Here is a 25,855-nt window from a genome sequence, read left to right as displayed (position 1 = left end):
AGAGTTCGGACGCCCGGCCTCGGGGAACATCCTGATTTCCTCACCGCGGCGATTACACGCGCACCGGCGGGCGATGCCCCCGCCGCCGGCCCAGCCCTCCCGGCTGGTAGTAGTACCGCTCGATCCGCACGCGCCGGTTCGCCTTCAGCCGCCGCGCAATCGCTCCGGCGCTCTGGTTCACCAGCAGCCGCTCGAACCAGCGCCGCGTCTCGATGATCGGCAGCAGCACCGTCACCCCGTACGGCGGCTCCCGCAGCCGGTCCTCCACGTACCGCGCGAATGGGTCCGCCACGTTCCGGTACGGCGAATCGATGACCACCAGCGGGATGCCCGGGAACTGCCGCCGCCACTGTGCGTCGATCTCGTCCGGCTGGTCGGGGTCGACCTCCACGTGGATCGCCTGGACTGCTTTCGCGCGTTCGCACGCCGCCCCCAGCGCCATCACGAGCGCGAGGTTGATCTCCTGCACCGGCACGAGCACCGGCTCCGGCGCCTCGCCCCGCGGCCGCATATCGAACGTCGCCTCCGGCGGCACGTGGAGCAGCCGCCGCAGCCGCGCGTAGTACCGGCCGACGAAGTACAGGCCCGCCGCCGCGACCGGCACCGCCACCACCACCATCCAGCCGCCCTCGTTGAACTTCGTGACCACCACGATCGCCGTGACGATGGCCGTCACGGTCGCCCCGAATCCGTTGATCGCCATCGAAAGTCGCCAGCCGCGGCCCCGCAGCCGGTGCCAGTGCCGCACCATCCCCGCCTGCGAAAGCGTGAACGAGAGGAACACCCCGAAGGCATACAGCGGGATGAGCCGCGTCGTCTTTGCCTGGAAGAGCACGATCAGCCCGATCGCCATCAGCGCCAGCGCGAGGATGCCGTAGCTGAAGACCAGCCGGTTCCCCCGCTGCCGGAACACCCGCGGCAGGTAGGCATCCTTCGCCAGCACCGCAGCCAGCCGCGGGTAATCCGCAAACGAGGTGTTCGCCGCGAGGAACAGGATCCCCGCCGTGAACGCCTGCAGCGCGAAGAACATCGCCCCTCGGCCGAAAACCTGCTCGCCGATCTGCGCCAGCACCGTCGCGTGGTCGCCCTCGAGGTAGACCACGCCGTAATGCCGCGCCAGCAGCGTCGTCCCCAAAAGCAGCGACCCGAGGATGATCGCCATCGCCGTCATCGTCTCGATCGCGTGCTTCCACTCCGGCGGCTTGAACGCCTGCACCCCGTTCGAGACCGCCTCCACGCCCGTCAGCGCCGAACACCCGGCCGCGAACGCCCGCAGCAGCAGGAAGAGCGACAGGCTGTGCGTCGCCTCCGGTAGCGCGCGGTCCGGCGTCCCCGCCGCGAAGATGTTCGGCGTATCGCTCAGCAGCACCTTCGCGACGCCGAAGACGATCGTCGTCCCCAGCACGATGATGAACCCGTACGTCGGGATGGCGAACACCGTCCCCGATTCCCGCACCCCGCGCAGGTTCATCGTCGCGATCACCGCCACCATCGCGACCGCAAGCTCGACGGACAGCGGCTGCATGCTCGGGAACGCGGCCACGATCGCCTCCACCGACGCCGAGATCGAGACCGACACGGTCAGGGTGTAGTCGATCAGCAGCGCGGCGGCGGCCGTCAGCCCGGCCGCCTTCCCGAGGTTCTCCAGCGCCACGGTGTACGCCCCGCCGCCATGGGGGTACGCCCGGATCGTCTGGCTGTACGAGAGCACCACCACCGCCAGCAGCCCCACGATGGCGAGCACGATCGGCAGGCTGTAGGTCAGCGCTCCCGAACCGGCCATCACGAGGATGAGCAGCACCTCCTGCGGGCCGTACGCCGTCGACGAAATCGCGTCCGAGGAAAAGACCGCCAGCGCAATCTTCCGGCTCAGCCGCTGCTCGGCGAGCCGCAGGTTCGACATCGACCGCCCGATGACGAGGTCCTTCAGGTCCAGCGCGAACCCGCCCAGCCCCCGCCGCCGCTCCGCGTACGGTGTCGCCTCGTATCGCCCGGCGCCCGTCTCGACGATGCCCGCCTTTGGCAGGCTGACCCGGTAGCGGGTCACCCGGCCCTGCGGGCTGTAGAGCGGCGTGAGATCGGGCCCCCCTGGTGTGCCCACGGCTCCCTCACGGTAGCACCGCACGCGCAGGGAAAAAGATGCCCGGTTTTGCACCCGTCGGCCGCCCAAACGGCCGCCCGAGGGGGGCCGTCTGCCCCGTCACGCGGCCCCGTTGATCGGCCATACTCGTGCCATGACCGTCCTGTGTGCGCTGCCTCCCGGCGATACCGCGACTCTTCCCCGTGCGGCCGAACCGCTCGCCCGCGCCCTCGGCCTCTCGCTCGCCGCCACTGCCCTCTTCGATGCTGCGGCGTCGGCCGACCCGGCGAACCCGGCCGACGTCGAAGCCGCCCGCGCCGCCGCCGAGGCCGACCTCGCGGCCCTGCTGCCGCCCGGGGTCGCTTCCGCAGGCCTCAGCCTCCGCCTGAACGGCGAGCCGCCCTGGGCGCCGCCCGTCCGCCTCGCCATCGCAACCGCCCCGCGGCTCCTCGCCGTCGACGCGCGCGAAACCCCCTGGCTCGGCGACCTCGGCCGCGCCGTCCGCGCCGCCCCCGTCCCGGTCCTCGCCATCGGCCCCCGCTACGCCGGCCCGGCCCCGACGCCCGTCCGCATCCTCGCCCTCGCCGATGGCTCGCCGGAGTCGGCCGCGGTCGCGCCCGCGCTCGCCCGCCTGCTCGGCGATGCCGCCGTTCCCGTCGAACTCCTCGCCGTCGCCGTCCCCGCCGTCGGCGAGCGGCCCGAAGAGCGGGAACTCGACCTCGCGGCCGCCCTCCAGGCGCTGGAGCGCGGTCTCTCCGCGCCCGCCGCCCATCGCCGGGTCGAACCGCCGCGCGCCTTCGAATCCGTCCCGGCCGCCGCGCTTCGCGTTGCTGCCGAGACGGGCGCGACCCACCTCGCCCTCGCCACCCACGGCCGCGGCCGCGCGATGCGCTTCCTCCTCGGCTCCGTCGCCGAGGCGCTCCTCCGCACGAGCCCGCTGCCGCTCATCGTCACCGCCCCGGGAGGCGCCGATGCCGCCGGCCGGTGAGGGCGCCGGCGCCCCGCCGCCCTGGCACGCGCTCCCGCTGCCCGAGGTCGAGGCCCGCCTCGGCACCGGCCCTCACGGCCTGCCCGCCGCCGACGCCGCGAGCCGGCTCGCCCGCTTCGGCCCCAACGAAATCGAGCCCGCGCCGCCGACGCCCTGGTACGTCACGCTCCTCCGCCAGTTCCGCTCGCCCGTCATCTACATCCTCCTCGCCGCCGCGCTGGTCACCCTCATCCTGCGCGACCTCGTCGATGCCGCCGTCATCGCCGCCGTCCTCCTGCTCAACGCCTCCATCGGCTTCACCCAGGAGCGCCGCGCCGAGCGCTCGGTCCGCGCCCTCATGAGCCTCGTCGCGCCCCGCGCCCGCGTGCTCCGCGAGGGCCACGAGCGGGAAATCGAAGGCCGCGAGGTCGTCCCCGGCGACCTCGTCCTGCTCGAATCCGGCATGCGCGTCCCCGCCGATATCCGCCTCGTCCAGGTCACCGGCCTCGTCCTCGACCAGTCGCTCCTGACCGGCGAGTCCGAAGGCGTGTCCCGCCACGCCGACCCGGTCGATGAAGCCGCGCCCATCGCCGACCGCGCCTGCATGGCTTACTCGGGCAGCATCGTCGTCCGCGGCCGCGGGCGCGGCTACGCCGTCGCGACCGGCATGGCGACCGAGCTCGGCGCCATCGCCGGCAGCATCCGCGAGCAGGCCACCCCGCAGACGCCGCTCCAGGAGCGGATGGAGCGGTTCGCCCGCACCATCGGCGTCATCGTCGCCCTCGGCGCCCTCGTCTCCTTCCTCCTCGGCGTCGCCGTCGGCGAATCCCCCTCCCAGATGTTCAAGGTCGCGGTCGCCCTCGCCGTCGCCGTCGTGCCCGAGGGCCTCCCCGTCGTCTTCACCGTCGCGCTCGCCCTTGGCGTCCGGCGCATGGCCCGCCGCAACGCCATCATCCGCAAGCTCCCGGCGGTCGAAACCCTCGGCAGCACGACCGTCATCGGCACCGACAAGACCGGCACCCTCACCGAAAACCGGATGACCGTCCGTGAACTCTGGACCGCCGCCGGCGTCCGTCCGCTCCCGCCGCCGGCGCCCGGCGCCGAGCCCATCGGCCTCGAACCCGCCGAGCGGCTCCTCCTCATCGCCGGCGTCATGACCAACGAAGCCGATGCCTTCCTCGCCGGCGAGACCTACGAAACGAGCGGCGATCCCACCGAGGCCGCGCTCCTCCTCGCCGCCATCGCCGCCGGCATGGAGCCCGCCGAGCTGCGCGCCGCGCCCGTCCTGCTCGACATCCCCTTCGAATCCGAGCGCCAGTACTCCGCCAGCTGCCGCGATTTCGAGGGCGCCCCAACCTGGTTCGTCAAAGGCGCGCCGGAGCGGCTGCTCGAACGCTCGACCTCCATGCTCACGCCGTCCGGCCCCGCGCCGCTCGACCGCGAGGCCGTGCTCGCCGCCGCCCACGAGCTCGCCAGCCGCGGCCACCGCGTCCTCGCCATGGCCTTCGCCGCGCTCGATGCCCCGCCCGGCCCGGACGACCACCCCGCCGGGCTCACCTTCCTCGGCCTCCAGGCGATGATGGACCCGCCCCGCCCCGGCGTCCGCGAAGCCATCGCCGGCTGCCGCGACGCCGGCATCCGGGTCGTCATGATCACCGGCGACCACGCCGCCACCGCCAGCGCCATCGCCGCCGAGCTCGGCATCGCCCCGCCCGGCGCGCCCGTCCTCCCCGGCCCGGAGGTCGACCGCCTCTCCGACGACGACCTCCGCGAGCGGCTTCGCGAGACCGCCGTGGTTGCCCGCGCTGCGCCCGAGCACAAGCTCCGCGTCGTGCAGGCCCTCCGCGCCGACGGCCACGTCGTCGCCGTCACCGGCGACGGCGTGAACGATGCGCCGGCCCTCCGCGCCGCCGACATCGGCGTCGCGATGGGCCGTTCCGGCACCGACGTCGCCCGCGAAGCCGCCGACATGGTCCTCGCCGACGACAACTTCGTCACCATCTACGCCGCCGTCGAGGAGGGCCGCGTCACCTTCGAGAACGTCCGCAAAGTCACCTTCTTCCTCGTCTCCAACGGCGCCGTGCTGCTCGTCGTCATCCTTGCCGCCGTCCTCTTCCAGTGGCCGCTGCCGATGGTCGCTGCCCAGCTCCTCTGGCTGAACCTCGTCACCAGCGGCATCCAGGACCTCGCGCTCGCCTTCGAACCCGGCGAGAAGGACGTCCTCAAGTTCCCGCCGCGCCGCCGCTCCGACGGCATCATCTCGCCCCTGCTCTGGGAGCGGACCGTCGTCGCGGGCATCCCCCGCCTCGTCGGCACCCTCGCCCTCTTCCGCTGGGAACTCGACCACGGCGCCTCGCTCGAATCCGCCCAGACCGTTGCGCTCACGACGATGGTGCTCTTCCAGGCCTTCCACCTCGGCAACGTCCGCTCCGAGCGCCAGTCCGCCTTCACGCGCAGCCCGTTCCTCAACCCCTTCCTCCTCACCGGCACCATCGCCGCGCTCTCGCTCCACGTGGCGGCGCTCTACCTGCCGCCTACCCAGTACGTCCTCCGCGTCGAACCGCTCTCCTTCGAAGCCTGGTGGCGGATGATTGCCGTCGCCTCGACCATCATCCTCGCCGTCGAGGTCCACAAGCTCTGGGTCCGCCGCTTCGGCCCGCTCTACCGGCTCATCGCCCCGCGCGCGCCCGTCAGTTCCACGGCGTGAAAATCTCGTCCCGCACGAAGTGCCAGGTCTGCGCCGCCCGGTAGTGCATCACGTACTCCTGCAGCACCTTCGGGGGCGTCACTGCGGCCAGCCAGAGCACCGCCTCGCCCCAGCCGTGCAGCCGGTAGCCCGGCCGGATCGACCGGAGCCCCGCCAGCACGAGGTAGTAGTTCTCGAACACGTTCGGCGTGAAGAGGATGACCTCGCGCGCCTCCGTGATTTCGAACACCGCCACGCCCAGCAGCCGCAGCGCGAACAGCCCCGCCAGCATCCACCGCGCGATCGGGTCGCCCCACCGGAGCGCCACCCACAGTTCGATGCCGAGGTAGTAGGTATCGAAAATCTTGTCGAACTCGTGATACCACCCGCGGAGCGGCTCCGCCCCCAGCACGTCCTGGATGATGGCGTCGCTCCCGTCCGCCGCGATCGCCAGCAGCGCCCCGGCGAGGTTCCAGCGAAAGATCAGCAGCGGCACGAGCCCCCGCACCGCCACGATGATCGCCAGCACTGCCGCGTCGTTCATGCCCGCCCCGCCAGCAGCATCCAGAGCGTCACGGCCCCGGGCACGTAGACGACCGCCGCCACCGCGGCGACCACCAGCGCCCGCCGCAGCCGTTCGCGCCATTTCGGAGCTTCGCCCGTCACGCCCGGAAGTTTCGGCGCCTCTGCCGTTCGGTCCAGTGCCCGGCAGGCCGTGAACCGCTTCCCCGGTCGGCCCCCGCGCCCGCACGCCGCCGCTCCGGTACGATGGCGCCACCCTGCCAGCCCCCGGAGGCGCGACCCCGATGCAATTCGCCGTCTGGCCCAGCATGAACGACCCGTGGTCCGAAACCCTCGCCATCGCCCGCCATGCCGAGGCGACCGGCTGGGACGGCGTCTACTACGCGGACCACTTCATGCCGAATGCCGCCGATGTCTCGGCGCCCGTCAGCGAATGCTGGACGACCCTCGCCGCGCTCGCCGCCGCCGTGCCGCGCATCCGCATCGGCCCGCTCGTCACCGGCAACACCTACCGCCACCCCGCGGTCCTCGCCAAGATGGCCGCCACCGTCGACAACATCAGCGGCGGCCGCCTCGTGCTCGGTCTCGGCGCCGGCTGGCAGGAGAACGAACACCGCGCCTACGGCATCGAATTCTCGACCGTCAAGGGGCGCCTCGACCGCCTCGAAGAGGCTTGCGAGGTCATCACCTCCCTGTTCGCCAACCGCCGCACCACCTTCGAAGGCCGCTACTACCGCCTCGAGGATGCGCCGCTCGAGCCGAAGCCGCTCCAGCAGCCCCTTCCCCTCCTCATCGGCGGCGGCGGCGAACGGCGCACCCTCCGCATCGCTGCCCGTTTCGCGGACGAATGGAACACCTGGGGCACGCCCGAGGTGCTCGCCCACAAGGGCCGCATCCTCGACCGCCACTGCGCAGAGCTCGGCCGCGACCCGCGCACCATCCGCCGCTCCGCCCAGGCCCTCCTCGTGATGTCCGACGACCCCGCAGCCCTCGAGCGCGTCGGCCGGGCCGGCTTCCCCGTCCTCGGCGGCTCTCCCGCCGACCTCCGCGCCGCCGTCGAACGGTACGCCGAGGCCGGCGTGCAGGAGCTGATCATCCCTGCCTTTACCCTCGGCCGCACCCTCGAGGACCGCCTCGGCGTCCTCGACCGGTTCAACGAGCAGGTCATCAGCCGCGTTTCGAGGGAGTAAACCCTATGCGAACCATCATGGCCCTGCCGGCCGCCGTGGCCCGCCGCGCGTTTCGCATCGCCGTCGTCACGCTCGTCGTGGTCAGCCTCTACCTCGTCCTCGATGCGCTGCTCCTGCCCCGGGAAGGCAGCCACGAGTCGGCAGGCTGACGACCGGACGCGGCCTCAGCCCTCGCCCCGTCCCTCCCGCTGCTCCCGGAGGAAGCGCTCGATATCCAGCACGAGGTCTTCGCCCCGCGGCAGCTGAGGGGCCTCCGCGGCCGCCTCTTCGTAGGTCGCTTCCAGCCGGCGAACGTACTCCTGCGCCTCCGGGTTTGCCCGCAGCGCACCCTCGACCTCGGCGACGAACCTCTGCGCAGCCGCGTCCATCTCGGAGAGGTCGAACTCCACCTCGAGCAGCGCCGATACGCGCCGCAGCAGCGCCGCCGTGGCCCCGGGGTTCTGGCTCGACGTCAGGTAGTGCGGCACGTTTGCCCACAGCGTGGCGCCGGGCAGCCCCGCATCGCGGAGCGCCGTGTGGAGCACGCCAACGATGCCCGTCGGCCCCTCGTACCGCGAGGGCTGGAGGCCGAGCCGCTCAGCGGCCGCAGGGTCGAGCGAACTCCCCGTCACGCGGACCGGTCGGGTATGCGGCACGTCAGCCAGCAGCGCCCCCAGGGTCACCACGAGGTCAGCCCGAGCGGCCTGCGCCAGCTCAACCAGCTCGCTTGCGAACGTCCGCCACTTCAGATTGGGCTCCGTCCCCGTGAACACCACCACGTCGTGCGGCCCCGTCGGGTTCCGCGCGAAGTGCACATCGTTCGGAGGCCACGTGATCTCCCGCTCGCCGCGCACCGTGACCTGCACATGGGGCCGCACCTCCCGGAAATCGAAAAACGGCTCCGGGTCGAACGCCCCGAACTTCCGCGCCCCGAACCGCCGTACGATGAACCTCGCCGCGTTCGTCGCCGCCGAGGCCGCATCGTTCCAGCCCGCAAACGCGCAGATGAACACCGGCGCACGCAGTTCGGGCAGCGAATCCAGCTTCAGGTACTGCATGCACCTCAGCATACACCGGCGCCGATGCAGGGCGGCCCCGCCCCCTGCTACCATCCGAACAAATGGTCGCATCCGCAGCAATCCTCCACGTCGACCTCGATGCCTTCTTCGTCGCGATGGAGCTCCTGCGCAGGCCCGACCTCCGGGGCCGCCCCCTGATCGTCGGCTACCCCGGCCCCCGCGGGGTCGTGAGCACCGCGAGCTATGAAGCACGCCGCTTCGGCGTCCGCTCTGCCATGCCTGTGGCCCGCGCCAGGGAGCTCTGTCCCGGCGCCGTCATCCTCCCGCCGGACTTCTCGTGGTACGCCCCCGCGTCGCGCGCTTTCCACGCCATCCTGCGCGACTACACCCCCGCCGTCGAGGCGATCAGTGTTGACGAAGCCTGCCTCGATGTCTCCGGCTCCGAGCGGCTGTTCGGCTCCCCGCACGCCATCGCCGAGGCCATCCGTGCCCGCATCCGGTCAGAAATCGGCATCACGGCTTCCATCGGCATCGCTGCCAACCGCCTCGTCGCCAAGGTCGCCAGCGACGCCGCCAAGCCCGACGGTCTCATCCTGGTCCCGCCCGGCAGCGAAGCAGCCTTCCTCGCGCCGCGGCCCGTCCGCGACCTGCCCGGTGTCGGCGGCAAAACGGCGGAGGTGCTCGCCGGCCTGGGCATCGCGACCATCGGGCAGCTCGCGGCCGTCCCCGCAGCAATCCTCGAGAGACGGTTCGGGCGCCATGGCGCCGACCTTGCGCGGCGCGCCCGCGGCATCGCGCCCGCTGGAATCGCACCGGCACCGCCGGGTCGCCGCTCGGTCTCCCGCGAATACACGTTCGACCGTGATGAAAGCTCCGCCGGGCTCCTCCGCGCGACCCTCCTTCGGCAGGCCGAGCACATCGCCGATGACCTCGCCCGACAGCAGCGCGCCGCCCGCACCGTCGTCCTCAAGCTGCGCTTCCCGCCGTTCGAAACCATCACCCGGTCGGCCACACCGGGACGACAGGTGCTCTTCGCAGGCGAAATCTACCGACTTGCGGCCGCCCTCTTCGCAGATGCCTGGGACGCGAACGGCCGCCGCCCGGTGCGGCTCATCGGGCTGGGTGTGACCGGCCTCATCGAGCGATCCCGCCAGCTCGCCTTTGGCGAATCCGCGGCGGACGGCGCACTCCACGACGCCCTCCTCCAGCTCCGCGACCGCTACGGGGCCGGGATCATCCGGAGGGCCGCCGAACTCCCCGGGGCGGGCCCCCGGCAGCCCCGTTGACAGCCCGCGGCTCCCGGCGAAAGAATTGGTACGCTTTGGAGAAGTTTGGCGATCAGCCCCCGGACCTCGAACTGACCGGCCACCGCTGGGTGACGCTCGGTGCAGCCAGCAAGCTGCTCGGGGTCAGCGAATCGACCATCCGCCGCTGGGCCGATGCGGGCGAAATTCGCTCCTACCGCACCAGCGGCGGGCACCGGCGCATCCTCGCCGAGGACCTCAAGCACATCGTCGCCAGCGTCAGCCCCGCCCAGGCCGCTCGCGATGCCAGCCGCATCAGCGACCTCGCCACCGCCCGCGTTCGGCGCCGGCTCCACCCCCGCGGGCGCGCTTCCCACGGGGCCCCTGCCTTCGACCAGCTCAGCCCCGATGCGCTCGACCGCCTCCGATTGCTCGGCCGCCAGGTGGTCGACCTGTTCTCCCGCATCATCGCAGGCGAAGCTCGCCGCGACCGCGCGATCGAGGACGCCCGCTCCATCGGTCGCGAATACGGCCGCACGCTCGTCGGCGAGCACGTCAGCCTCACCACCGCCGTCGCCACGTTCAACGCCCTGCGCCGCTCGCTGGAAGAAACCGCCGCCCAGATCGCGACCGAAGCCGGGCTCTCCGCCGAAGAGGCCGTCGACGCCATCGAAAATGTCCTCTCACTGGCCGACGTGATGCTCGAGGGCATGGCCTCCGTCTACGAATCCCACGCGCCCTGAAGCCGCTCTCCCCGCCGGTATTCGCTACCTGCCTTCCCATGCCGCATCGTTCAGGGCCATGAGGCCGCCAGAGACGAGCGAGTGGCCCCCGAGGATGACCGGCACCGGCGCCTCCAGGGCAGCGCGGGTGAATCGCCGCAGCTCCGGCTCGCCGACCTGCTCCCAGTTCCCGAGGTCGCCCTGGAAGCGGTCCTCCCGCGAGGGCGCCAGGCCGAGATGCGCCTCGATGACCCGCGTATCGAGCACCACGGCATCGCCGAGCTCCGCCATCCGCTGGAAGAACCGCTCTGCCCCCAGCTCCTCCAGCAAAAAGCCGAGCACGCTCCTCGGCCGGTGCCCGGCCGGGGCTGTCGCGAGCCCCCGCTCCTCGCTGAAGAGCCGAACCCGGCAGGCGGTCTCCCGTTCGAGGTACTGCCACGCCTGGCTCCCCACCCGGCCCGCCACCACCAGCTCCGCCGAGCGGTCGCACAGGAGCGGCATCACCGCGCGCACCCGCTCCGCGAGGGCCCGCACCGGTTCGGCCGCCGCCCGCAGTGCCGGGCTCACTCCCGGCGCCAGGGCCAGGATCGCGAGGTCCGTCGGCGTGTCGAGGTCGAACTGCGTCGCCGTCGTTCGCGGCAGGATGACCGGCGCCAGGCCTGCCTCATCCCGCAGCTTCCTCGGCAGCAGGTTGTCCCGCGGCAAGTCGCCGATCGCGCGGAACGCCGAACCGGGCGTCCAGCCGGTCAGGTCGGCCGAGAAGAAGTTGTTCGTTACGAAGCGGCCATCGCGCGCCCGGAGCTGTTCCGCCACCAGCGCAAACTCCGCGACCCCGAGCAGCGGCACCGACCCCGACCCCATCACCGCCGGCCGCTCGAGCCCGTACCGCTCAATGACCCACGCCAGCCGCTCCCGGTAGCTGAACTGCTCCCCCGGCCGGTCCTCATCCACGAGCACCCCCGGCGGCAGCGGCACGAACGCTGCCGGTTCGTCCGTCGCGATGATGACCGCTTCGAACCCTGCCGCCAGCGCCGCCTCCGCCGAGTTCCGCGCCGCCGCCACGCGAGCCCGCGACATCACCCGCTCGGCCGCGCCCTCCCCCGTGCCCCCGTGGAAAATCACCAGCACCGGCTGCGCATAACCCATCCCCGGAAGCGTAGAACCGGCCCGTCTTCCCCGCGACTGCCCTATCCCGCCGCCGTTCGCGACAGCATCTGTCGCGTCGCTTCGCTATGCATAACAGCAACGAACCGTGAACGCTCCGTCAAAACCCTGCACACCTGACCATAATCGCTGGAAGCGATATCCTGACCTCTCTACCCTGCCCCCGGGATCGTCCCGGGCGGGCTCCATCCCCGCCGGGTCCCGCCGGGCCATCCCGCACCACCAGAGGTCAGCATGAAAGTCGTCTTTTTCGAAGACGTTGAAGGAACCGCCCACGTCGGCGAAATCAAAGAAGTCAAGAACGGCTTCGCCCGGAACTACCTGCTCCCCCGCGGTATCGCGGGCCCGACCACGAAGGAGAACCTCCAGCGCGCCAACGCCCTCGCCCAGCGCGAGGCGCGCCGCCAGGAGAAACTCGACGCCGAGGCCCGCGTCATCGCCGCGAAGCTCGAAAACCTCGCGGTCTCCATCGAGGCCCGCGTCGGCGAAACCGGCCGCCTGTTCGGCTCCGTCACGAACCGCGACATCGCCGCCGCCATCAAGTCAGCAACCGGGGTCGAGCTCGAGCACCAGCAGGTGCTCCTCCCCGAGCCGATCCGCGAACTCGGCCGGCGCGCGGTCGAAATCAAGTTCACCCGCAACGTGAGCGCCGAGGTCGCCGTCGATGTCATCCCCGACGCGTCCTCGAAGGCCATCGCCGAGAAGCTCGCGGCCCAGGCGCAGGGCGCCGCTGAGAGCGAATAACCACCGCGAAAGGAGGGCCGCAGGGACCGGAACCGTTGCCGGGCCGCGCATTCCCGCGCACCCGCGTCCCTCCTTCTCCCCATGACCCTCGCACCCCTCGAACGTCTCCCCCCGCACGACATCGAGGCCGAGGAGGCCGTCATTGCCTCCCTCATGGTCGACCCCGACGCTATGCTCGCGGTCGTCAACATCCTCAAGCCCTCCGACTTCTTCCGCGAAGTCCACGGCTGGATCTACGAAGCCTGTCTCGACCTCTGGAGCCGCGACGAGGTCATCAACCAGATCACCGTCGCCCACGAACTCGCCACCAAAGACCGCCTCGCTGCGGTCGGCGGCCAGACCTACCTCGCCGAGATCATCCGCCGCCTCCCCACCTCCATCGGCGTCGAGTTCTACGCCCGCATCGTCAAGCGCGACGCCACCTACCGCGGCCTCATCCACGCCGCCTCCGCCATCATGCAGATGGCCTATGAGGCGCCGGCCGAGATCGAGTCCGTCTTCTCCCGCGCCGAATCGCTCATCCAGCGTCTCCGCGGCGGCGAATCCTTCCGCGATTTCGTCCACATCCGGCAGGTCCTCGATGCCTACCTCGAGCAGGACCCCGCCGAGATCGAGCGCCTCCAGCTCTCCGCCATCCGCACCGGCTTCACCGACCTCGATACCCTCCTCGCCGGCTTCAAGCGCTCCGACCTCGTCATCATCGGCGCCCGCCCGAGCGTCGGGAAATCCAGCTTCGCCCTCGGCATCGCCCGCAACGCCGCCATCCTCCAGAAGGCGAACGTCGCTGTCTTCTCCCTCGAGATGTCGGCCGAGCAGCTCGCCGTCCGCCTCCTCAGCGCCGAGGCCGGCGTGGAGGCCAACCGCCTCCGCCTCGGCCAGAACACCGAATTCGAAGAGCGCAAAGTCATCGATGCCGCCGCCCGCCTCTCCGAGGCCAACATCTGGTTCGATGACTCGCCGTTCCTCACCGTCGCCGAGCTCCGCGCCCGCGCGCGCCGCCTCGCCGGGCAGGCCGGCGGCCTCGACCTCATCGTCATCGACTACCTCCAGCTCATGCACGGCGACGGGACCGGCTCCCGCGAAAACCGCGTGCAGGAGATCTCCTACATCTCCCGAACCCTCAAGAGCCTCGCCCGCGAACTCGATGTCCCGATCGTCGCCCTCGCCCAGCTCTCCCGCGCCATCGAAAACCGCCACCCCCGCATCCCGATGCTCTCCGACCTCCGCGATTCGGGCTCCATCGAGCAGGACGCCGACATCGTCATGTTCCTCAGCCGCGAAGAGATGTACGTCACCCCCGAACAGTGGGCCCAGCAGCACCCCGACCTCCCCGAATCCGCCTACCCGAAGGGCGTCGCGCAGGTCATCGTCGCCAAGAACCGCCACGGCCCCATCGGCACCGTCGAACTCCGCTTCCGCGAACGCTTCGCCCGCTTCGAAGACTGGGTGCTCCGGACCGATGACGTCGCAAGCTGACCGCGCCGCTTTCGACGGCTTCCCCGGCATCGGCAAAGCCACCGCCATCCCCAACCTCTTCTTCACGGCGGTCCTGCCGAAGCTGACCGCGCCCGGCGACCTCCTGGCCTTCCTCTGGACGGCTCGCCTCGTGCAGGAGCTGCCCGCCGAGCCGCGCTGCGTCACCGCCGCGGCCATCTGGGAGCACGAGCCCGCCCGCCTCAGCTTCGAAACCCTCGCCAGCGGCCGCCCCGGCCTCGAAGCCGGCCTCCAGCGCTGCCTCGAGCTCCGCGCCCTGCTCGCTCTCGAAGCGCGCACCGCCACCGGCGCCGAGACCTTCTACTTCGTCAACAACCCGGCCTCCCGGCGCGCCATCGCCCGCGCCCGCGCCGGCCGCCTCGAACTCCGGCCCGGCGCCGCCGTCGCCCCGCTCCGCGCGCCCGAGGAGCGCCCCGGCATCTTCCGCCTCTACGAAGAGCACATCGGCACCATCACCCCCCTCGTCGCCGAAAAGCTCGCCGAGGCCGAATCCGTCTACCCGCCCGAATGGATCGAAGCGGCCTTCCGCGAGGCCGCCGAACTGAACGTCCGCAACTGGCGCTATATCCAGCGCATGCTCGAGAACTGGGCACTGGAGGGCCGCCCCGATGAAACGCCTGGACGAGATGCTCTCGAAGATGCGAAACGCCGCTACCTCGGAGGCTCCCTCGGGCACATCGCCCGCTACCGCTGACGACCCCGACGACGCCGGCGCCTGCCCCATCTGCCGCGGCGCTGGCTTCGTCCGCCGCCCCTACCCGGTCGACCACCCCCGCTTCGGCCGCGCCGAACCCTGCGACTGTGTCCTCCGCGAGCGCGAAGACCAGCGCCGCGAACGCCTCACCCGCCTCAGCAACATCGGCGCCCTCGCCCGCTTCACCTTTGCCACCCTCGACCCGGCCGGCCGCGGCGGCAGCGACCCCGCCTTCGCCGAAGCCGTCGCCGCCGCCCGCGCCTACGCCGAAGACCCGCGCGGCTGGCTCGTCCTCACCGGCCCCTCCGGCAGCGGCAAGACCCACCTCGCCGCCGCCCTCGCCAACCGCCGCATCGAGCTCGGCCACCCCGTGCTCTTCATGGTCGTCGCCGACCTCCTCGACCACCTCCGCGCCGGCTACGACGCCGACGACGAGGACCTCGCCTTCGACCGCGTCTTCGACCAGGTCCGGAACGCTCCGCTCCTCATCCTCGACGACCTCGACGGCGCCTCGGGCACGTCCTGGGCGCGGGAGAAGCTCCTCCAGGTCCTCAACCACCGCTTCAACCTCGCCCTCCCGACGGTCATCACGCTCGCGGCGCCGCCCGCCTCCCTCGACCCCCGGCTGGCGACGCGGCTGCTCGACCCTGCGCTCGCCCGCGTCGTGGCCCTGGGCCGCGCCGGCGATGCCGCCTACCGCGAAGTCGGCGGCATGTCCCGCGAGCGGCTCGCAGCGTTCCAGTTTTCCGCCTTCGAAACGCGCATCCCCGGCCTCCGCGAAGAGGAGCGCCTCTCCCTAGAAGCCGCTCTCGAGGCTGCCCGCCGCTACGCCGACGACCCGCAGGGCTGGCTCGTCCTCGTCGGGCCCAACGGCTGCGGCAAAACCCACCTCGCCGGCGCCATCGCCAACCGCGCCCTCGAACGCGGCCGCTCCGTCTTCTTCGCCGTCGTCCCGGACCTGCTCGACCACCTGCGCGCCTCGTACATGCCTGGCCGCGAACTCCCCTACGACGAGCTCTTCGACCGCGTCCGCACCGCCGACCTCCTCATCCTCGACGACTTCGGCGCGCAGGCCGCCACCCCGTGGGCGCAGGAGAAGCTCTACCAGGTCGTCAACTACCGCCACGTCAGCGGGCTCCCGACGGTCGTCACGAGCGACCGCTCCCTCGAGGAGCTGCAGGCCGCGAATCCTCGCATCGTCGCCCGCATCGCCGACCCGCGCGCCGGCGCGGTCCTCGCCATCATCGCGCCCCACTACCACCTCGGCCGCGGAGCAGCCGCGCCGCCCGGGCCGCGTCCTCCCCGCCGCACGCGTTAGGCCCCCGCCCGCTACGATGCGCCCGTGAGGTGGTCCCGCGCCCTGCTCATCCTCGCCGGGGGTGTCCTGCTCTTCCTGGCCGGCATCCTCACCTTTGCCGAGCGCGAAGGCGAGCGGGTCGGCGTCACCACGCCCCCGGCCGCCGATGCCGGCAATCCCCGCGCACCGCTCGGCGAAAGCGCCGCGCCGGCCGCCAGCCCCGTCGCCGGCCGCGCGGCCGAGGTGGATGGCGTCCGCTACACCATCATCGATATCGCCGACCCGGAGCCCCCGGGCGTGTTCCCGGTGAAAGCCGGCCACCGCCGCGTCGGCATCCTCCTCGAACTCGAAGGCCTCCAGCCCCGCGCGAGCTACAACTTCTCGCTCCTCCGCCTCCGCGGCAGCGACGGCCAGCTCTACACCTGGGCGCTTTCGAACCAGGAGCCCGCGCTCCGCATGGGCGTCCTCGAGCCCGGCCAGGCCGTCGAAGGCTGGATCGCCTACGACCTTCCGCCGGCCGTCCGCCCGGCTGCGCTCGAATACGGCCGCGGCGTCAGCGCCGTGCCGCTGCTCACCCTCGAGTGAGGCTCAGGCCGGCAGCCCCCGCTGCCGCGCCCACGCCCGCAGCGCCGCCTCCGTGCTGTCGAACGCCAGCTCCTCCCACGGGATCTCCCCCGGCGCGAACCAGCGCACTTCGCTCGTTTCGTGGCCCGGCTCGCCCTCGCCGAGCGCCCGTCCTTCGTACACGATCACCACGATCCCCGGCCCCGTGCGCGTGAACACGCCGACCAGCCGCAGGTCTGCCACCTCCAGCCGCGCCTCCTCCAGCGTCTCCCGGATGGCCGCTTCCTCCGCCGTCTCGCCGAGGTCCATGTAGCCGCCCGGGAAGACCCACGTGCCGGCCCGCGGCTCGATCGTCCGCCGCACGAGCAGCAGTTCGCCGCTCTCCCGCACCGGGATGACGCCCGCGACCGGCCGCGGGTTCAGGTAGTGGATGAACCCGCAATCGAGGCAGACCATCCGCCGCTTCGTGTCGCCCTCCGGGACGGCGGTCGTGAGCCGCTGGCCGCAGTGCATGCAGTAGCGGCTGAACGCGTGCGGGTGGCCGCTCATCGCTGCATGCTCGCCGGCGCCTGCTGCATCCCGAGCGATTCCGGCCCTTCGATCCACTCCTCCCCGTCCTCCCAGACTTCCTTCTTCCACACCGGCACCCGCTTCTTCACTTCGTTCACCACCCACAGCCCGGCCTCGTACGATTCGCGCCGGTGGCCGCAGCTCACCGCCACCACGAGGCTCGTCTCCCCGATCTCCAGCCGCCCCGTCCGGTGCAGGATGGCGCAATCCTCGAGCCCGAACCGCGCCTTCGCCTCCTCCGCGATGGCCCGCATCTCCTTCTCCGCCATCGAGGGATACGCGTCGTAGACGAGGTGCGAAACCGCCCGCCCGAGGTTCGTGTTGCGCACCACGCCGAGGAACACGTTGATGGCGCCCGCCGCCGGCGAGGCAACCGCCTGCGCCGCTTCGTCCGCCGAAATCGGCGCCTCCGTCACCCGGATCAGCATCGCTACCCTCCCGAAACCGGCGGGATGAGCGCGAGCGTGCTCCCCGGCCGAACCGGCGCATCCTCCCGCGCGTACTCCTCATCCAGCGCGTACATCAGCGTCGGCACGGCCGCCGCCAGCTGCGGGAACTGCGCCACCACCCGGTCGCGCACCTGCCCGACCGTCGCGCCCTCCTCCAGCGGCACTTCCAGCCGCCGCGTCCCGGCGCGCTCCGCGAGCGAAGCGAACAGCAGCACCGTGACCGTGCCCATCGCTCCCATTGTAGCCGCGCCCGCCTCGCCGGGTTGCTATCCTCCCCGCCGTGCGCCCCCGGCAACTCCTCGGCCGCGCCGTCGACCTCCTCTTCCCGCTCCGCTGCGCCGGCTGCGGCGCATTCGATACGCCGCTCTGCGCCCGCTGCGAGGCGGCGCTGCAGCCTGCCATCGGCCCCGGCCGCTGCGGCTTCTGCTCCGCAGCGTGGGAGGGCGAGGGCTTCTGCCCGCGCTGCTTCGGCTGGCGTGAACTCGCCGGCGTCCGCGCCGTGTGCGAACACACCGGCGCCGCCCGCGCCCTCGTCCACCGGCTGAAATACGAACGCTACCGCGCCCTCGCCCCGCTGATGGCGAACCGGCTCGCCGCGGCCGCCGCCTCGCTCCCGGTCGACGGCTGGGTCGCCGTGCCGCTCCACCTCCGCAGAGAGCGCGAGCGCGGCTTCAACCAGGCCGAGCTGCTCCTCCGGCACGCCGGCCTCCCGCCGGCGCCCGCCCGCCTCCGCCGCCTGCGCCACACCGGCAGCCAGGTGCGCCGCACCGCCGCCCAACGCGCCGCCGCCCTCGCCGGGGCCTTCGCCTGCGAGGGGCCGCCGCTCGAGGGCCTCCGCATCGGCATCATCGACGACGTCATCACCTCCGGCGCCACCGTCCGCGAATGCGCCCGCGCCCTCCTCGACCACGGCGCCCGCGAGACCTGGGCCCTCAGCTTTACCCGCGCCAGCCTCGACCTCACCCGCCTCCACGCCTCCATCGAAGACTGACCCCCGCCTTTCCGTTCCCGGTTCCCCGTTCCCGCCTCCCGGTTCCCGCCTCCCGGTTCCCGCTCACTCCGGTTCCCCCGGCTTTACCTCGCCCCCGCCTACAATACGGGCACCTCATTGCCCCGGAGCCACCCGTGCCGCCCGGCGCCTCCACCCTCTCCCCATCCGCCGCCCTCGCCTCCGACACCCTCGCCCGCGTCCGCGCCGAAGTCCACCGCGTCATCGTCGGCCAGGACCGCCTCATCGACCGCCTGCTCATCGGCCTGCTCTGCAACGGCCACATCCTCGTCGAAGGCGTGCCCGGCCTGGCCAAGTCCCTCACCGTCTCCACCCTCGCCCGCGCGCTCGACCTCCACGCCGTCCGCATCCAGTTCACCCCCGACCTCCTCCCCGCCGACCTCATCGGCACCGAAATCTTCAACGCCCGCGACGGCCAGTTCACCATCCGCAAAGGCCCCATCTTCGCCAACTTCGTCCTCGCCGACGAAATCAACCGCGCCCCGGCCAAGGTCCAGTCGGCCCTCCTCGAAGCCATGCAGGAGCGCCAGGTCACCATCGGCGGCCAGACCTTCCCCCTCGATGACCCCTTCCTCGTCATCGCGACCCAGAACCCCATCGAGCAGGAAGGCACCTACCCGCTGCCCGAAGCCCAGCTCGACCGCTTCCTCCTCAAAGTTCGCGTCGACTACCCCTCCCGCGCCGAGGAGCGCCAGGTGCTCGAGATGAGCCTCGCGCCGTCGCCGCCGGCGGTCAGCGTCGTCGCCTCCCGCCAGGCGATGCTCGATGCCCGCGCGGCCGTCCACGAAGTCGCCCTCGACGACGCCATCCGCGACTACATCACGCACCTCGTCGCCGCCACCCGCCGGCCGGCCGCCTACCGCATGCCCGACCTCCAGCCGCTCGTCGCCTTCGGCGCATCGCCGCGCGCCTCGATCGCCCTCGCCCTCGCGGCCCGCGCCCACGCCTTCCTCCAGGGCCGCGGCTACGCCATGCCCGAGGACGTGAAAGCCGTCGCCCACGAAGCCCTTCGCCACCGCATCATCACCACCTACGAAGCCGACGCCCGCGAACTCACCCCCGACGACCTCATCGACCGTATCCTCGAAGGGGTCGACGTCCCCTGATGCCGCCCGCGCCCGGAGCAGCCTGATGCGTCTCCGTCTCCCGCGCCCGCTCCGCCGTCCCGAACCCCCCCGGCCCGCCGCGCTCGAGGACGACCTCACGCCCGAGCTCCTCGCCCGCGTGCGCGCCATCGAGCTCCGCGCCCGCCGCCTCGTCAACACCCTCTTCCTCGGCGAATACCACGCCGTCTTCCGCGCCCGCGGCATCGAATTCGACGAGCTCCGCCCCTACGTCCCGGGCGACGACGTCCGCGCACTCGACTGGAACGCCTACGCCCGCACTGGCGAGCCGTTCATCCGCCGCTACCGCGAAGACCGGAAGCTGACTGTCATCTTCGCCGTCGATTGCTCCGCCTCCCAGTTCGCCGGCGCCGGCGCGCAGCCGAAGGCCGCCCTCGCGGCCGAGATCGCCGCGGTGCTCGCCCTCGCCGCCATCCGCAACGACGACCGCGTCGGCCTCCTCCTCTTCTCGGGCGAGCCCCAGCGCTACGTGCGCCCCCGCGGCGGCGCCACCCACGTCCTTCGCCTCATCCGCGAGGTCCTCCGCGCCCGGCCCGCCAGCCCCGGCACCGACGTCGCGGCGGCGCTCCAGTACCTCGTCGGCGTCCAGCGCCGCCGCGCCACCGTCTTCCTCATCTCCGATTTCCTCGAACCGCTCGATGCCGCCCGCCTGCGGGCCGCTGCCACCCGCCACGACCTCATCGCCGTCACCGTCCGCGACCCGGTCGACGAAACGCTGCCCGCGGCCGGCATCGTCACCCTCGCCGATGCCGAGACGGGCGCCGCCGTCGAAGTCGACACCTCCGACCCTGCCGTCCGCGCCGCCTACGCCCGCCGCGTCGCCGCCCTCGATGCCGACCGCGCCGCCCTCTTCGGCCAGCTGCAGATCGACGAAATCCGCGCCCACGTCGGCCGCGACTACGTGCCCGCCCTCCTCCGCTTCTTCCGCCGCAGGGGCGCGGCCGCATGAGCCGCCGGCTGCTGCTGCCCGCCGCGCTCCTCGCAGCCGCCGTCCTCGCCGGGGGCGCCGCCAGCGCGCAGGAGCAGCCGCCCGCCGTCGAGGTCGCGGTCGAGCCGGCGAACGCCCGCATCGGCGACCACCTCCGGCTCACCGTCCGCCTCGTCCTCCCGGAGGGACAGCAGCCCGAATTCGCACCCGGCACTGCCGGCTGGGGCGCGGTCGAAGCCGTCCGCCTCGAAGCTCCCCGCCAGCTCAGCAGCGCCGGCGGCGAAACCGCGTGGATCCTCGAGGCGACCGTCGCGCCGTTCGCGCTCGGCGACCTCGCCTTCAGCCCCACCATCGCCGTGACCGCCGGCCCCGATGTGCAGACGGTCGAGCCGCCGCCGGTGCCCCTCCGCGTCCTCCCGACCCTCCTCCCCGACGCCCCGCTCGAGCTGAGCCCGCTCGCGCCGCCCGTCGCCATCGCCGGCGCCGAATCACCGCTCCTCCGCCCGGCCATCGCTGCCGGCGCCGCCTTCGCCGCCGGGCTGTTCGCCGCGCTCGTCATCCTCCTCGCCCGCCGCCTTCGCCGCCGGGCGCCTGCCCCGGCCGCTCCCGCGCCGCCCCCGCCGGCGGAGCCCGCGCTGGAGGGGCTCCTCCTCGCCGAATCGGCCATCGAGACCGACCCCGTGGCGGCCTACCGCGCCCTCGCCGCCACCGTCCGCGCCGAGCTCGCCCGCCGCTTCGGCATCCCCGCGACGGCCCTCACCGCCGCAGAGCTGCGCGCCCGCCTCGAAGCCTCCGGCGCCGACCGCTGGGTCGCCCGCCTCGCCGGCGGCCTCCTCGAAGAGTGCGACGCCGTCGTCTATGCCGGCTACCGGCCGGCCCCCGAACGCCGCCGGGCCGACCTCGCGATGGCCTACGAACTGGTGGGCGAACCCGGATGAACGGCATCGACTTCGCCACCCCCGCGGCCCTCGCCCTCGCGCTGCTCGCGCTGCCCCTCCCGTTCGTTCTCCGCGCGCGCCGCCGCGCCGCCATCCCCGTCGCCTCGGCCGCCGGCCTCGTCGCAGCCCGGCCGCGGCTCCGGCTCCGGCTCGCGCGGGCGCTCCCGGCGCTTCGCGTCCTCGCCGTCGTCCTCCTCGCCGTCGCCATCGCCGGCCCGCGCGGCGGCGACGCCCGCACCATCGTCCCCGGCGAAGGCGTCGATATCGTGCTCTCGCTCGACCTCTCCAGCTCGATGCTCCAGACCTTCGGCGATTCCACCCGCCTCGCCGTCACCAAAGACGTCGTTCGCGAGTTCATCCGCTCCCGCGAGAACGACCGCGTCGGCCTCGTCGTCTTCCAGCAGGACGCCCTCGCCCTCTCCCCGCCCTCGACCGACTACGCCGCTCTCGACCGCATGGTCGCCGACCTCGAATCGGGCCTCCTGCCCGATGGCACCGGCATCGGCGTCGGCCTCGCCGCCGCGCTCAGCATGCTGCAGGAATCCACCGCCGCCTCCCGCGTCGTCATCCTCCTCACCGACGGCGAACACAACGCCCCCTCCATCCGGCCCGAGGCTGCCGCCGCCCTCGCTGCCGCGCTCAACATCCGCGTCTACACCATCGGCGTCGTCAGCGAATCCCCGCTGGAGCGCGGCCGGGAAATCGATGAGCGCCTCCTCCGCGCCATCGCCGACCAGACCGGCGGCCGCTACTTCGTCGCCAGCAACCCCGGCCAGCTCGACGACGTCTACGACGAAATCTCCTCGCTCGAGCGCTCCCGCATCACCCGCGACGCCTTCGACGACTACGACTACTTCTCGCCGTGGTTCGCGGGTGCCGCTGCCGGCCTGCTCGCGCTCGAACTCCTCCTCGGCGCCACCATCCTGCGGAGGAGTCCGGGATGAGCGGCCTCTCCTTCGCCCACCCGTGGGTCTTGCTCCTGCTCGGCATCCCGGCCGCCGCCGCGCTCGCGTGGGTCGCGGGCATCATCCGCGGCCGCCGGGCCGCCCGCCGCCTCTCCCGCGTTCTGCCCGGTCGGCCCTCGTTCGCCGCGATGGCCTGCTACACGGCCGCCGCCGCGCTCGCCATCACCGCCGCCGCCCAGCCGCGCTGGGGCACCCGCGTGTCGCAGGTCCCCCGCACCGGTGCCGACCTCGTCATCGTCATGGATATCTCCCGCAGCATGGACGTCCCCGACGTCGAGCCCTCCCGCATCGCCGCCGCGAAGGCCGCCGCCATCCGCTCCATCGATCGCCTTGCCGGCGACCGCGTCGGCCTCGTCGTCTTCGCCGGCAGCGCGCGCATCCGCTTCCCGCTCACGACCGATACGGCGGCCGCTGCCCGTGTCATCGAAGGCCTCGAAACCGGCGTCGTCCTCGTCGAAGGCGGCACCGACGTCGCCCGGGGCCTCGAACTCGCGCTCGAACTCCTCGCCGGCGACGACTCGGCCGGCAGCCTCATCCTGCTCATCACCGACGGCGACAACCTCGGCGGCGATGTCGCCGCCGTCGCGCAGCAGGTCCGCGCGTCCGGCGCCGAGCTGCTCATCGCCGGCGCCGGCACCCCGGAAGGCGGCATCGTCCCCGCCGTCGACCCGCTCACCGGCCGCACCGGGCCCCGGCTCGATGCCGCCGGCCAACCGATTACTTCCCGCCTCGATGAAGGCTTCCTCCGATCGCTCGCCGCGGCCAGCGGCGGCCGCTACCTCGGGAACGACCTCAGCGTCGTCCCCGGCGTCGTCGAAGGCCGGGTCCGCGCCCTCGAACGCGCCCGCCTCGATGAACGCACGACCACGCTGCCGGTCGAACGCTTCCAGTGGTTCGCCGGCGCCGCCCTCGCGCTCCTCCTCCTCGGGACCGCCTGGGAGCGGGTGCGCCCGCGCCGCCCCGCCGTGCTCCTGCCGGCCGCCCTCCTCGCGCTCCTCCTCGGCGGCTGCGCCACCCCCGCCTACGAAGCGAACGAACGCGGCCGCGAAGCCCTCGCCGCCGGCGACGCCGAGGCCGCCATCGAGGCCTTCCTCGAAGCCCAGGTCGCCCGCCCCAACGACCCGAACGTCACCCTCAACCTCGCCGCCGCCTACCACGCCGCCGGCCGCTACGAGGACGCCATCCGCGCCGCCCGGCGCGCCCTCGAATCCAACGACCCGGACATCCGCCGCCGCGCCTTCGCCAGCATCGGCCACCACCAGTTCGAAGCCGGCCGCCTGCAGGAGGCCCTCTCGGCCTTCCGCGACGCCCTCATCATCGACCCCTCCGACGACGCCTCGCGCCATGACTTCGAAGTCGTCCTCCGCCTCCTCTTCCCGCCGCCGCCCGAGACGCCGACGCCCTCCCCCTCTCCTTCGCCGTCGCCCGGCGCCTCCCCATCCCCCGGCCAGGACGGTGCGGGCACTCCCGGCCCCGGGCAAGGGACGCCCGGTCCCGGCGCCGGCACGCCCGGCCCGGGCCAGGAGACCCCGGGCCCCGGCCAGGGCGGCCAAACCCCCATGCCCGGCGCATCCCCGGCAGGGACCCCCGGTGCGACCGGCACGCCCGTCCCGGGGCAGGGCGGCCAGCCCGGCCCCACCATCGCCCAGCTCAACCGCCAGATCGAGGCCATCGACCGGCAGGTTCAGCAGCTCCTCCTCGAGGCCGGCGAGCAGCCGACCCCTGCCCAGGCGCTCCGCATCCTCGAACTCCTCGCCGAGCGCAGCCGGCTCGCCCAGCTCCGCGACGCCCTCGCCGGCAGCCCCGGCACCGACTACTGACCTTTGGCCGCCCCCGGCTGCCCCGCGCGGCCCATGACTGGCGGCTATGCCTGGTGTCATCCTTCGGCCATGCGCGCCGCGCTCCGCTTCCTCGCCGTCCTCCTGCTCGCCGCGTCCATCGCGGCGTCCGCGTGCGGCGGCGACGATGACTCCGCGCCCGTCGAAGTCTCGCTGGTCTACCCCATCGCCGACATGACCGGCTTCCGCCCCGTCCAGCGCACCCTCCCCGCCGGCGCCGACCCCCTGCCGGCCGCCCTCGAGCTGCTCCTCGCCGGCCCGACCGCCGACGAGCGCGCCTCCGCCGGCGTCGTCAATCCCTTCCCGCCGGGCACCCGGCTGCTCGGCGTCTCCCGCCAGGGCGATACCGTCACCGTCGACCTCTCCGCCGACGTGCTCGGCTACGGCGGCGGCTCGGCGGCAGTCCTCGCCATCGAAGGCGCCATCAGCCGCACCGTCAGCGCCATCGTCCCCGGCGCCGAAACCCGCATCCTCGTCGAGGGTCAGCCCGACCGGCTCCAGCCCTGACACCCGCGCCGCCCGCCGTGCCGTACACTCCATCCATGCGCGCCGTTTTCGTGATGATCAAGACCGAGCCCGGCCATACCACCGACGTCGCCAACCGCGTCGCCGAAGTCCCCGCCTTCTCCGAGTGCTACAGCATCACCGGCCAGTACGACCTCCTCGCCAAGCTCTACGTCGACGACATCGACAGCATCGGCCGCGTCATCGAGCGCGACATCCAGTCCATCCCGCACGTCCGCGAGACGTTCACCATCCTCACCTTCGAGGCCTTCGGAGCGCGCTGACCCGTGACCGTCGCCGGCTGGACGCTCGACCCGTTCTGGCTCCCCCTCCTCGCCGCGGCGGCGCTGCTCTACGCTCGCGCGTGGCGGGCTGCTGCCGGCCGCCACCCCGCCTGGCGGCTGGCCTGCTTCGCGGCCGGGCTCGTCATCGTCGCCGCCGCCACGGTCACCCCGCTCGAATCGCTCGGCAACCGCGTCCTCTGGGTCAACTTCACCGGCTTCCTCGCCCTCACCATGGCGGCCCCGCCGCTCCTCCTCCTCGGCGCGCCGCTCACGCTCGCCTTCCGCGCCGCCGGCCCCGCCGGCCGCCGCCGCCTCCGCCGCGCCGTCCGCAGCCGCCTCGTGAAGGCCCTGACGTTCCCGGTCTTCACCTGGCTCCTGTTCGCCGTCGTCACTTACCTCTGGCAGTTCACCCGGCTGACCGACCTCGCCGCGACGAACTGGCTCCTCCGCGACCTCCAGCTGGCCACGCTGCTCGTCACCGGCCTCCTCTTCTGGCTGCCCGCGCTCGCCATCGACCCGGTCGGCTGGCGGCTGCCCTACCCGCTCCGCGTCCTCTACGTCTTCGTCGAAATGACCCACAAGGCGCTCTTCGGCGGCATGTTCCTCAGCATGAACACCGCTATGCACGCCGGCTTCGCCGAGCGCGCCCCGGCCTGGGCGCCCGAGCCCATCGCCGACCAGCGCATCGCCATCATGATCCTCTGGCTCGCCGGCAACCTGCTCTTCGTCGCCGCCCTCGCCAGCATCATCGTCGGCTGGATCCGCTACGAAGCCCGCAACCAGCGCCGCATCGACCGCCGCCTCGCCCTCCAGCGCGAAGCCGAGCGCCGCCGCCGCGCCGCCCTCGAGCAGGTCTTCCACCGCCCGCTCTGAGCCGTTC

The 25,855-nt window shown here is 72.7% G+C and carries 28 protein-coding genes; 20 read left to right on the top strand and 8 right to left on the bottom strand.

Annotated elements, in window-relative coordinates; genetic code table 11:
- Positions 1-52 precede the first annotated feature (52 nt).
- Positions 53-2,101: an APC family permease gene (locus N2041_RS01855; protein WP_297675251.1), complete on the bottom strand. Its 2,049-nt coding sequence runs from the start codon at positions 2,099-2,101 to the stop codon at positions 53-55.
- Between the two features lie 133 nt (positions 2,102-2,234).
- On the opposite strand from N2041_RS01855, the gene N2041_RS01850 reads away from it, so the two are divergent.
- Together N2041_RS01850 and N2041_RS01845 are read left to right on the top strand one after the other, a co-directional pair.
- Positions 2,235-3,068 carry a universal stress protein gene (locus tag N2041_RS01850; protein ID WP_297675249.1) on the top strand — a complete coding sequence of 278 codons (834 nt, stop codon included), beginning with the start codon at positions 2,235-2,237 and terminating at the stop codon, positions 3,066-3,068.
- A complete protein-coding gene (locus tag N2041_RS01845; RefSeq protein ID WP_297675247.1) occupies positions 3,052-5,754 on the top strand; it encodes an HAD-IC family P-type ATPase in 2,703 nt (900 codons plus the stop codon). Before N2041_RS01850 ends, N2041_RS01845 begins: the two co-directional genes overlap by 17 nt.
- Here the strand turns inward: N2041_RS01845 and N2041_RS01840 are convergent.
- Entirely contained in the window at positions 5,738-6,277 is a 540-nt protein-coding gene (locus N2041_RS01840; RefSeq protein WP_297675245.1) for a hypothetical protein, read from the bottom strand. The two genes, N2041_RS01845 and N2041_RS01840, sit on opposite strands and share 17 nt — an antisense overlap.
- Positions 6,274-6,399: a hypothetical protein gene (locus N2041_RS01835; protein ID WP_297675243.1), complete on the bottom strand. Its 126-nt coding sequence runs from the start codon at positions 6,397-6,399 to the stop codon at positions 6,274-6,276. The genes N2041_RS01840 and N2041_RS01835 overlap by 4 nt, the downstream gene beginning before the upstream one ends.
- A 140-nt stretch (positions 6,400-6,539) precedes the next feature.
- On the opposite strand from N2041_RS01835, the gene N2041_RS01830 reads away from it, so the two are divergent.
- Both N2041_RS01830 and N2041_RS01825 read left to right on the top strand, forming a co-directional pair.
- A complete protein-coding gene (locus N2041_RS01830) occupies positions 6,540-7,445 on the top strand; it encodes a TIGR03560 family F420-dependent LLM class oxidoreductase (RefSeq protein ID WP_297675241.1) in 906 nt (301 codons plus the stop codon).
- A 5-nt stretch (positions 7,446-7,450) separates the two neighbouring features.
- Positions 7,451-7,594, top strand: coding sequence for a hypothetical protein (locus N2041_RS01825; protein ID WP_297675239.1), 144 nt, complete (start codon positions 7,451-7,453; stop codon positions 7,592-7,594).
- Between the two features lie 15 nt (positions 7,595-7,609).
- Here N2041_RS01825 and N2041_RS01820 read toward each other — a convergent pair whose 3' ends face one another.
- The gene (locus tag N2041_RS01820; RefSeq protein ID WP_297675238.1) at positions 7,610-8,482 is read right to left on the bottom strand and encodes a PAC2 family protein; all 873 of its coding nucleotides are present in this window, start codon (positions 8,480-8,482) and stop codon (positions 7,610-7,612) included.
- 62 nt (positions 8,483-8,544) lie between these two features.
- On the opposite strand from N2041_RS01820, the gene dinB reads away from it, so the two are divergent.
- Entirely contained in the window at positions 8,545-9,729 is a 1,185-nt protein-coding gene (gene dinB / locus N2041_RS01815) for a DNA polymerase IV (RefSeq protein WP_297675236.1), read from the top strand.
- A gap of 35 nt (positions 9,730-9,764) precedes the next feature.
- Entirely contained in the window at positions 9,765-10,430 is a 666-nt protein-coding gene (locus N2041_RS01810) for a helix-turn-helix domain-containing protein (RefSeq protein ID WP_297675234.1), read from the top strand.
- A gap of 24 nt (positions 10,431-10,454) precedes the next feature.
- On the opposite strand, the gene N2041_RS01805 is transcribed toward N2041_RS01810, so the two are convergent.
- Positions 10,455-11,555, bottom strand: a complete 1,101-nt coding sequence (locus N2041_RS01805; protein ID WP_297675232.1) for a hypothetical protein — start codon at positions 11,553-11,555, stop codon at positions 10,455-10,457.
- Between the two features lie 252 nt (positions 11,556-11,807).
- Between N2041_RS01805 and rplI the strand changes: the two genes are divergently transcribed.
- The 5 genes from rplI (at position 11,808) to N2041_RS01780 (ending at position 16,387) form a co-directional block, all read left to right on the top strand.
- A complete protein-coding gene (gene rplI / locus N2041_RS01800; protein WP_297675230.1) occupies positions 11,808-12,317 on the top strand; it encodes a 50S ribosomal protein L9 in 510 nt (169 codons plus the stop codon).
- Between the two features lie 81 nt (positions 12,318-12,398).
- On the top strand, positions 12,399-13,793 hold the full coding sequence (dnaB, locus tag N2041_RS01795; RefSeq protein WP_297675228.1) for a replicative DNA helicase: 1,395 nt from the start codon (positions 12,399-12,401) through the stop codon (positions 13,791-13,793).
- The gene (locus tag N2041_RS01790; protein ID WP_297675226.1) at positions 13,777-14,505 is read left to right on the top strand and encodes a DnaD domain-containing protein; all 729 of its coding nucleotides are present in this window, start codon (positions 13,777-13,779) and stop codon (positions 14,503-14,505) included. The genes dnaB and N2041_RS01790 overlap by 17 nt, the downstream gene beginning before the upstream one ends.
- Complete coding sequence (locus N2041_RS01785) at positions 14,420-15,823, top strand: ATP-binding protein (protein ID WP_297675224.1); 1,404 nt, start codon at positions 14,420-14,422, stop codon at positions 15,821-15,823. The genes N2041_RS01790 and N2041_RS01785 overlap by 86 nt, the downstream gene beginning before the upstream one ends.
- 24 nt (positions 15,824-15,847) lie before the next feature.
- On the top strand, positions 15,848-16,387 hold the full coding sequence (locus tag N2041_RS01780; protein ID WP_297675222.1) for a hypothetical protein: 540 nt from the start codon (positions 15,848-15,850) through the stop codon (positions 16,385-16,387).
- Positions 16,388-16,390: 3 nt separating this feature from the next.
- On the opposite strand, the gene N2041_RS01775 is transcribed toward N2041_RS01780, so the two are convergent.
- From N2041_RS01775 to moaD, 3 genes are read right to left on the bottom strand one after another with little or no spacing between them, the layout of a single operon-like run.
- Positions 16,391-16,915 carry an NUDIX hydrolase gene (locus N2041_RS01775; protein WP_297675220.1) on the bottom strand — a complete coding sequence of 175 codons (525 nt, stop codon included), beginning with the start codon at positions 16,913-16,915 and terminating at the stop codon, positions 16,391-16,393.
- Positions 16,912-17,364, bottom strand: a complete 453-nt coding sequence (locus N2041_RS01770; protein ID WP_297675218.1) for a molybdenum cofactor biosynthesis protein MoaE — start codon at positions 17,362-17,364, stop codon at positions 16,912-16,914. The genes N2041_RS01775 and N2041_RS01770 overlap by 4 nt, the downstream gene beginning before the upstream one ends.
- Positions 17,365-17,366: 2 nt before the next feature.
- A complete protein-coding gene (gene moaD / locus N2041_RS01765; protein ID WP_297675216.1) occupies positions 17,367-17,615 on the bottom strand; it encodes a molybdopterin converting factor subunit 1 in 249 nt (82 codons plus the stop codon).
- Between the two features lie 50 nt (positions 17,616-17,665).
- On the opposite strand from moaD, the gene N2041_RS01760 reads away from it, so the two are divergent.
- The 9 genes from N2041_RS01760 to N2041_RS01720 all read left to right on the top strand — a co-directional run bounded on the left by N2041_RS01760 (position 17,666) and on the right by N2041_RS01720 (position 25,848).
- Positions 17,666-18,376: a ComF family protein gene (locus N2041_RS01760; RefSeq protein ID WP_297675214.1), complete on the top strand. Its 711-nt coding sequence runs from the start codon at positions 17,666-17,668 to the stop codon at positions 18,374-18,376.
- Positions 18,377-18,510: 134 nt separating this feature from the next.
- Positions 18,511-19,500, top strand: a complete 990-nt coding sequence (locus N2041_RS01755; protein WP_297675212.1) for an AAA family ATPase — start codon at positions 18,511-18,513, stop codon at positions 19,498-19,500.
- Between the two features lie 25 nt (positions 19,501-19,525).
- On the top strand, positions 19,526-20,467 hold the full coding sequence (locus N2041_RS01750) for a DUF58 domain-containing protein (protein WP_297675210.1): 942 nt from the start codon (positions 19,526-19,528) through the stop codon (positions 20,465-20,467).
- Complete coding sequence (locus N2041_RS01745; protein ID WP_297675208.1) at positions 20,464-21,384, top strand: hypothetical protein; 921 nt, start codon at positions 20,464-20,466, stop codon at positions 21,382-21,384. Before N2041_RS01750 ends, N2041_RS01745 begins: the two co-directional genes overlap by 4 nt.
- Entirely contained in the window at positions 21,381-22,328 is a 948-nt protein-coding gene (locus tag N2041_RS01740; RefSeq protein ID WP_297675206.1) for a VWA domain-containing protein, read from the top strand. The genes N2041_RS01745 and N2041_RS01740 overlap by 4 nt, the downstream gene beginning before the upstream one ends.
- Positions 22,325-24,169: a VWA domain-containing protein gene (locus N2041_RS01735; protein WP_297675205.1), complete on the top strand. Its 1,845-nt coding sequence runs from the start codon at positions 22,325-22,327 to the stop codon at positions 24,167-24,169. Before N2041_RS01740 ends, N2041_RS01735 begins: the two co-directional genes overlap by 4 nt.
- A gap of 69 nt (positions 24,170-24,238) precedes the next feature.
- Entirely contained in the window at positions 24,239-24,694 is a 456-nt protein-coding gene (locus N2041_RS01730; protein WP_297675203.1) for a GerMN domain-containing protein, read from the top strand.
- 35 nt (positions 24,695-24,729) lie between these two features.
- Positions 24,730-24,975, top strand: a complete 246-nt coding sequence (locus N2041_RS01725; RefSeq protein WP_297675201.1) for an Lrp/AsnC ligand binding domain-containing protein — start codon at positions 24,730-24,732, stop codon at positions 24,973-24,975.
- Positions 24,976-24,978: 3 nt separating this feature from the next.
- Positions 24,979-25,848: a cytochrome c oxidase assembly protein gene (locus N2041_RS01720; RefSeq protein WP_297675199.1), complete on the top strand. Its 870-nt coding sequence runs from the start codon at positions 24,979-24,981 to the stop codon at positions 25,846-25,848.
- Positions 25,849-25,855: the final 7 nt, after the last annotated feature.

It is taken from the genome of Tepidiforma sp. (assembly GCF_026419595.1).
Lineage (GTDB): Bacteria > Chloroflexota > Dehalococcoidia > Tepidiformales > Tepidiformaceae > Tepidiforma.
This window is presented reverse-complemented; position numbering and strand designations above follow the sequence as displayed.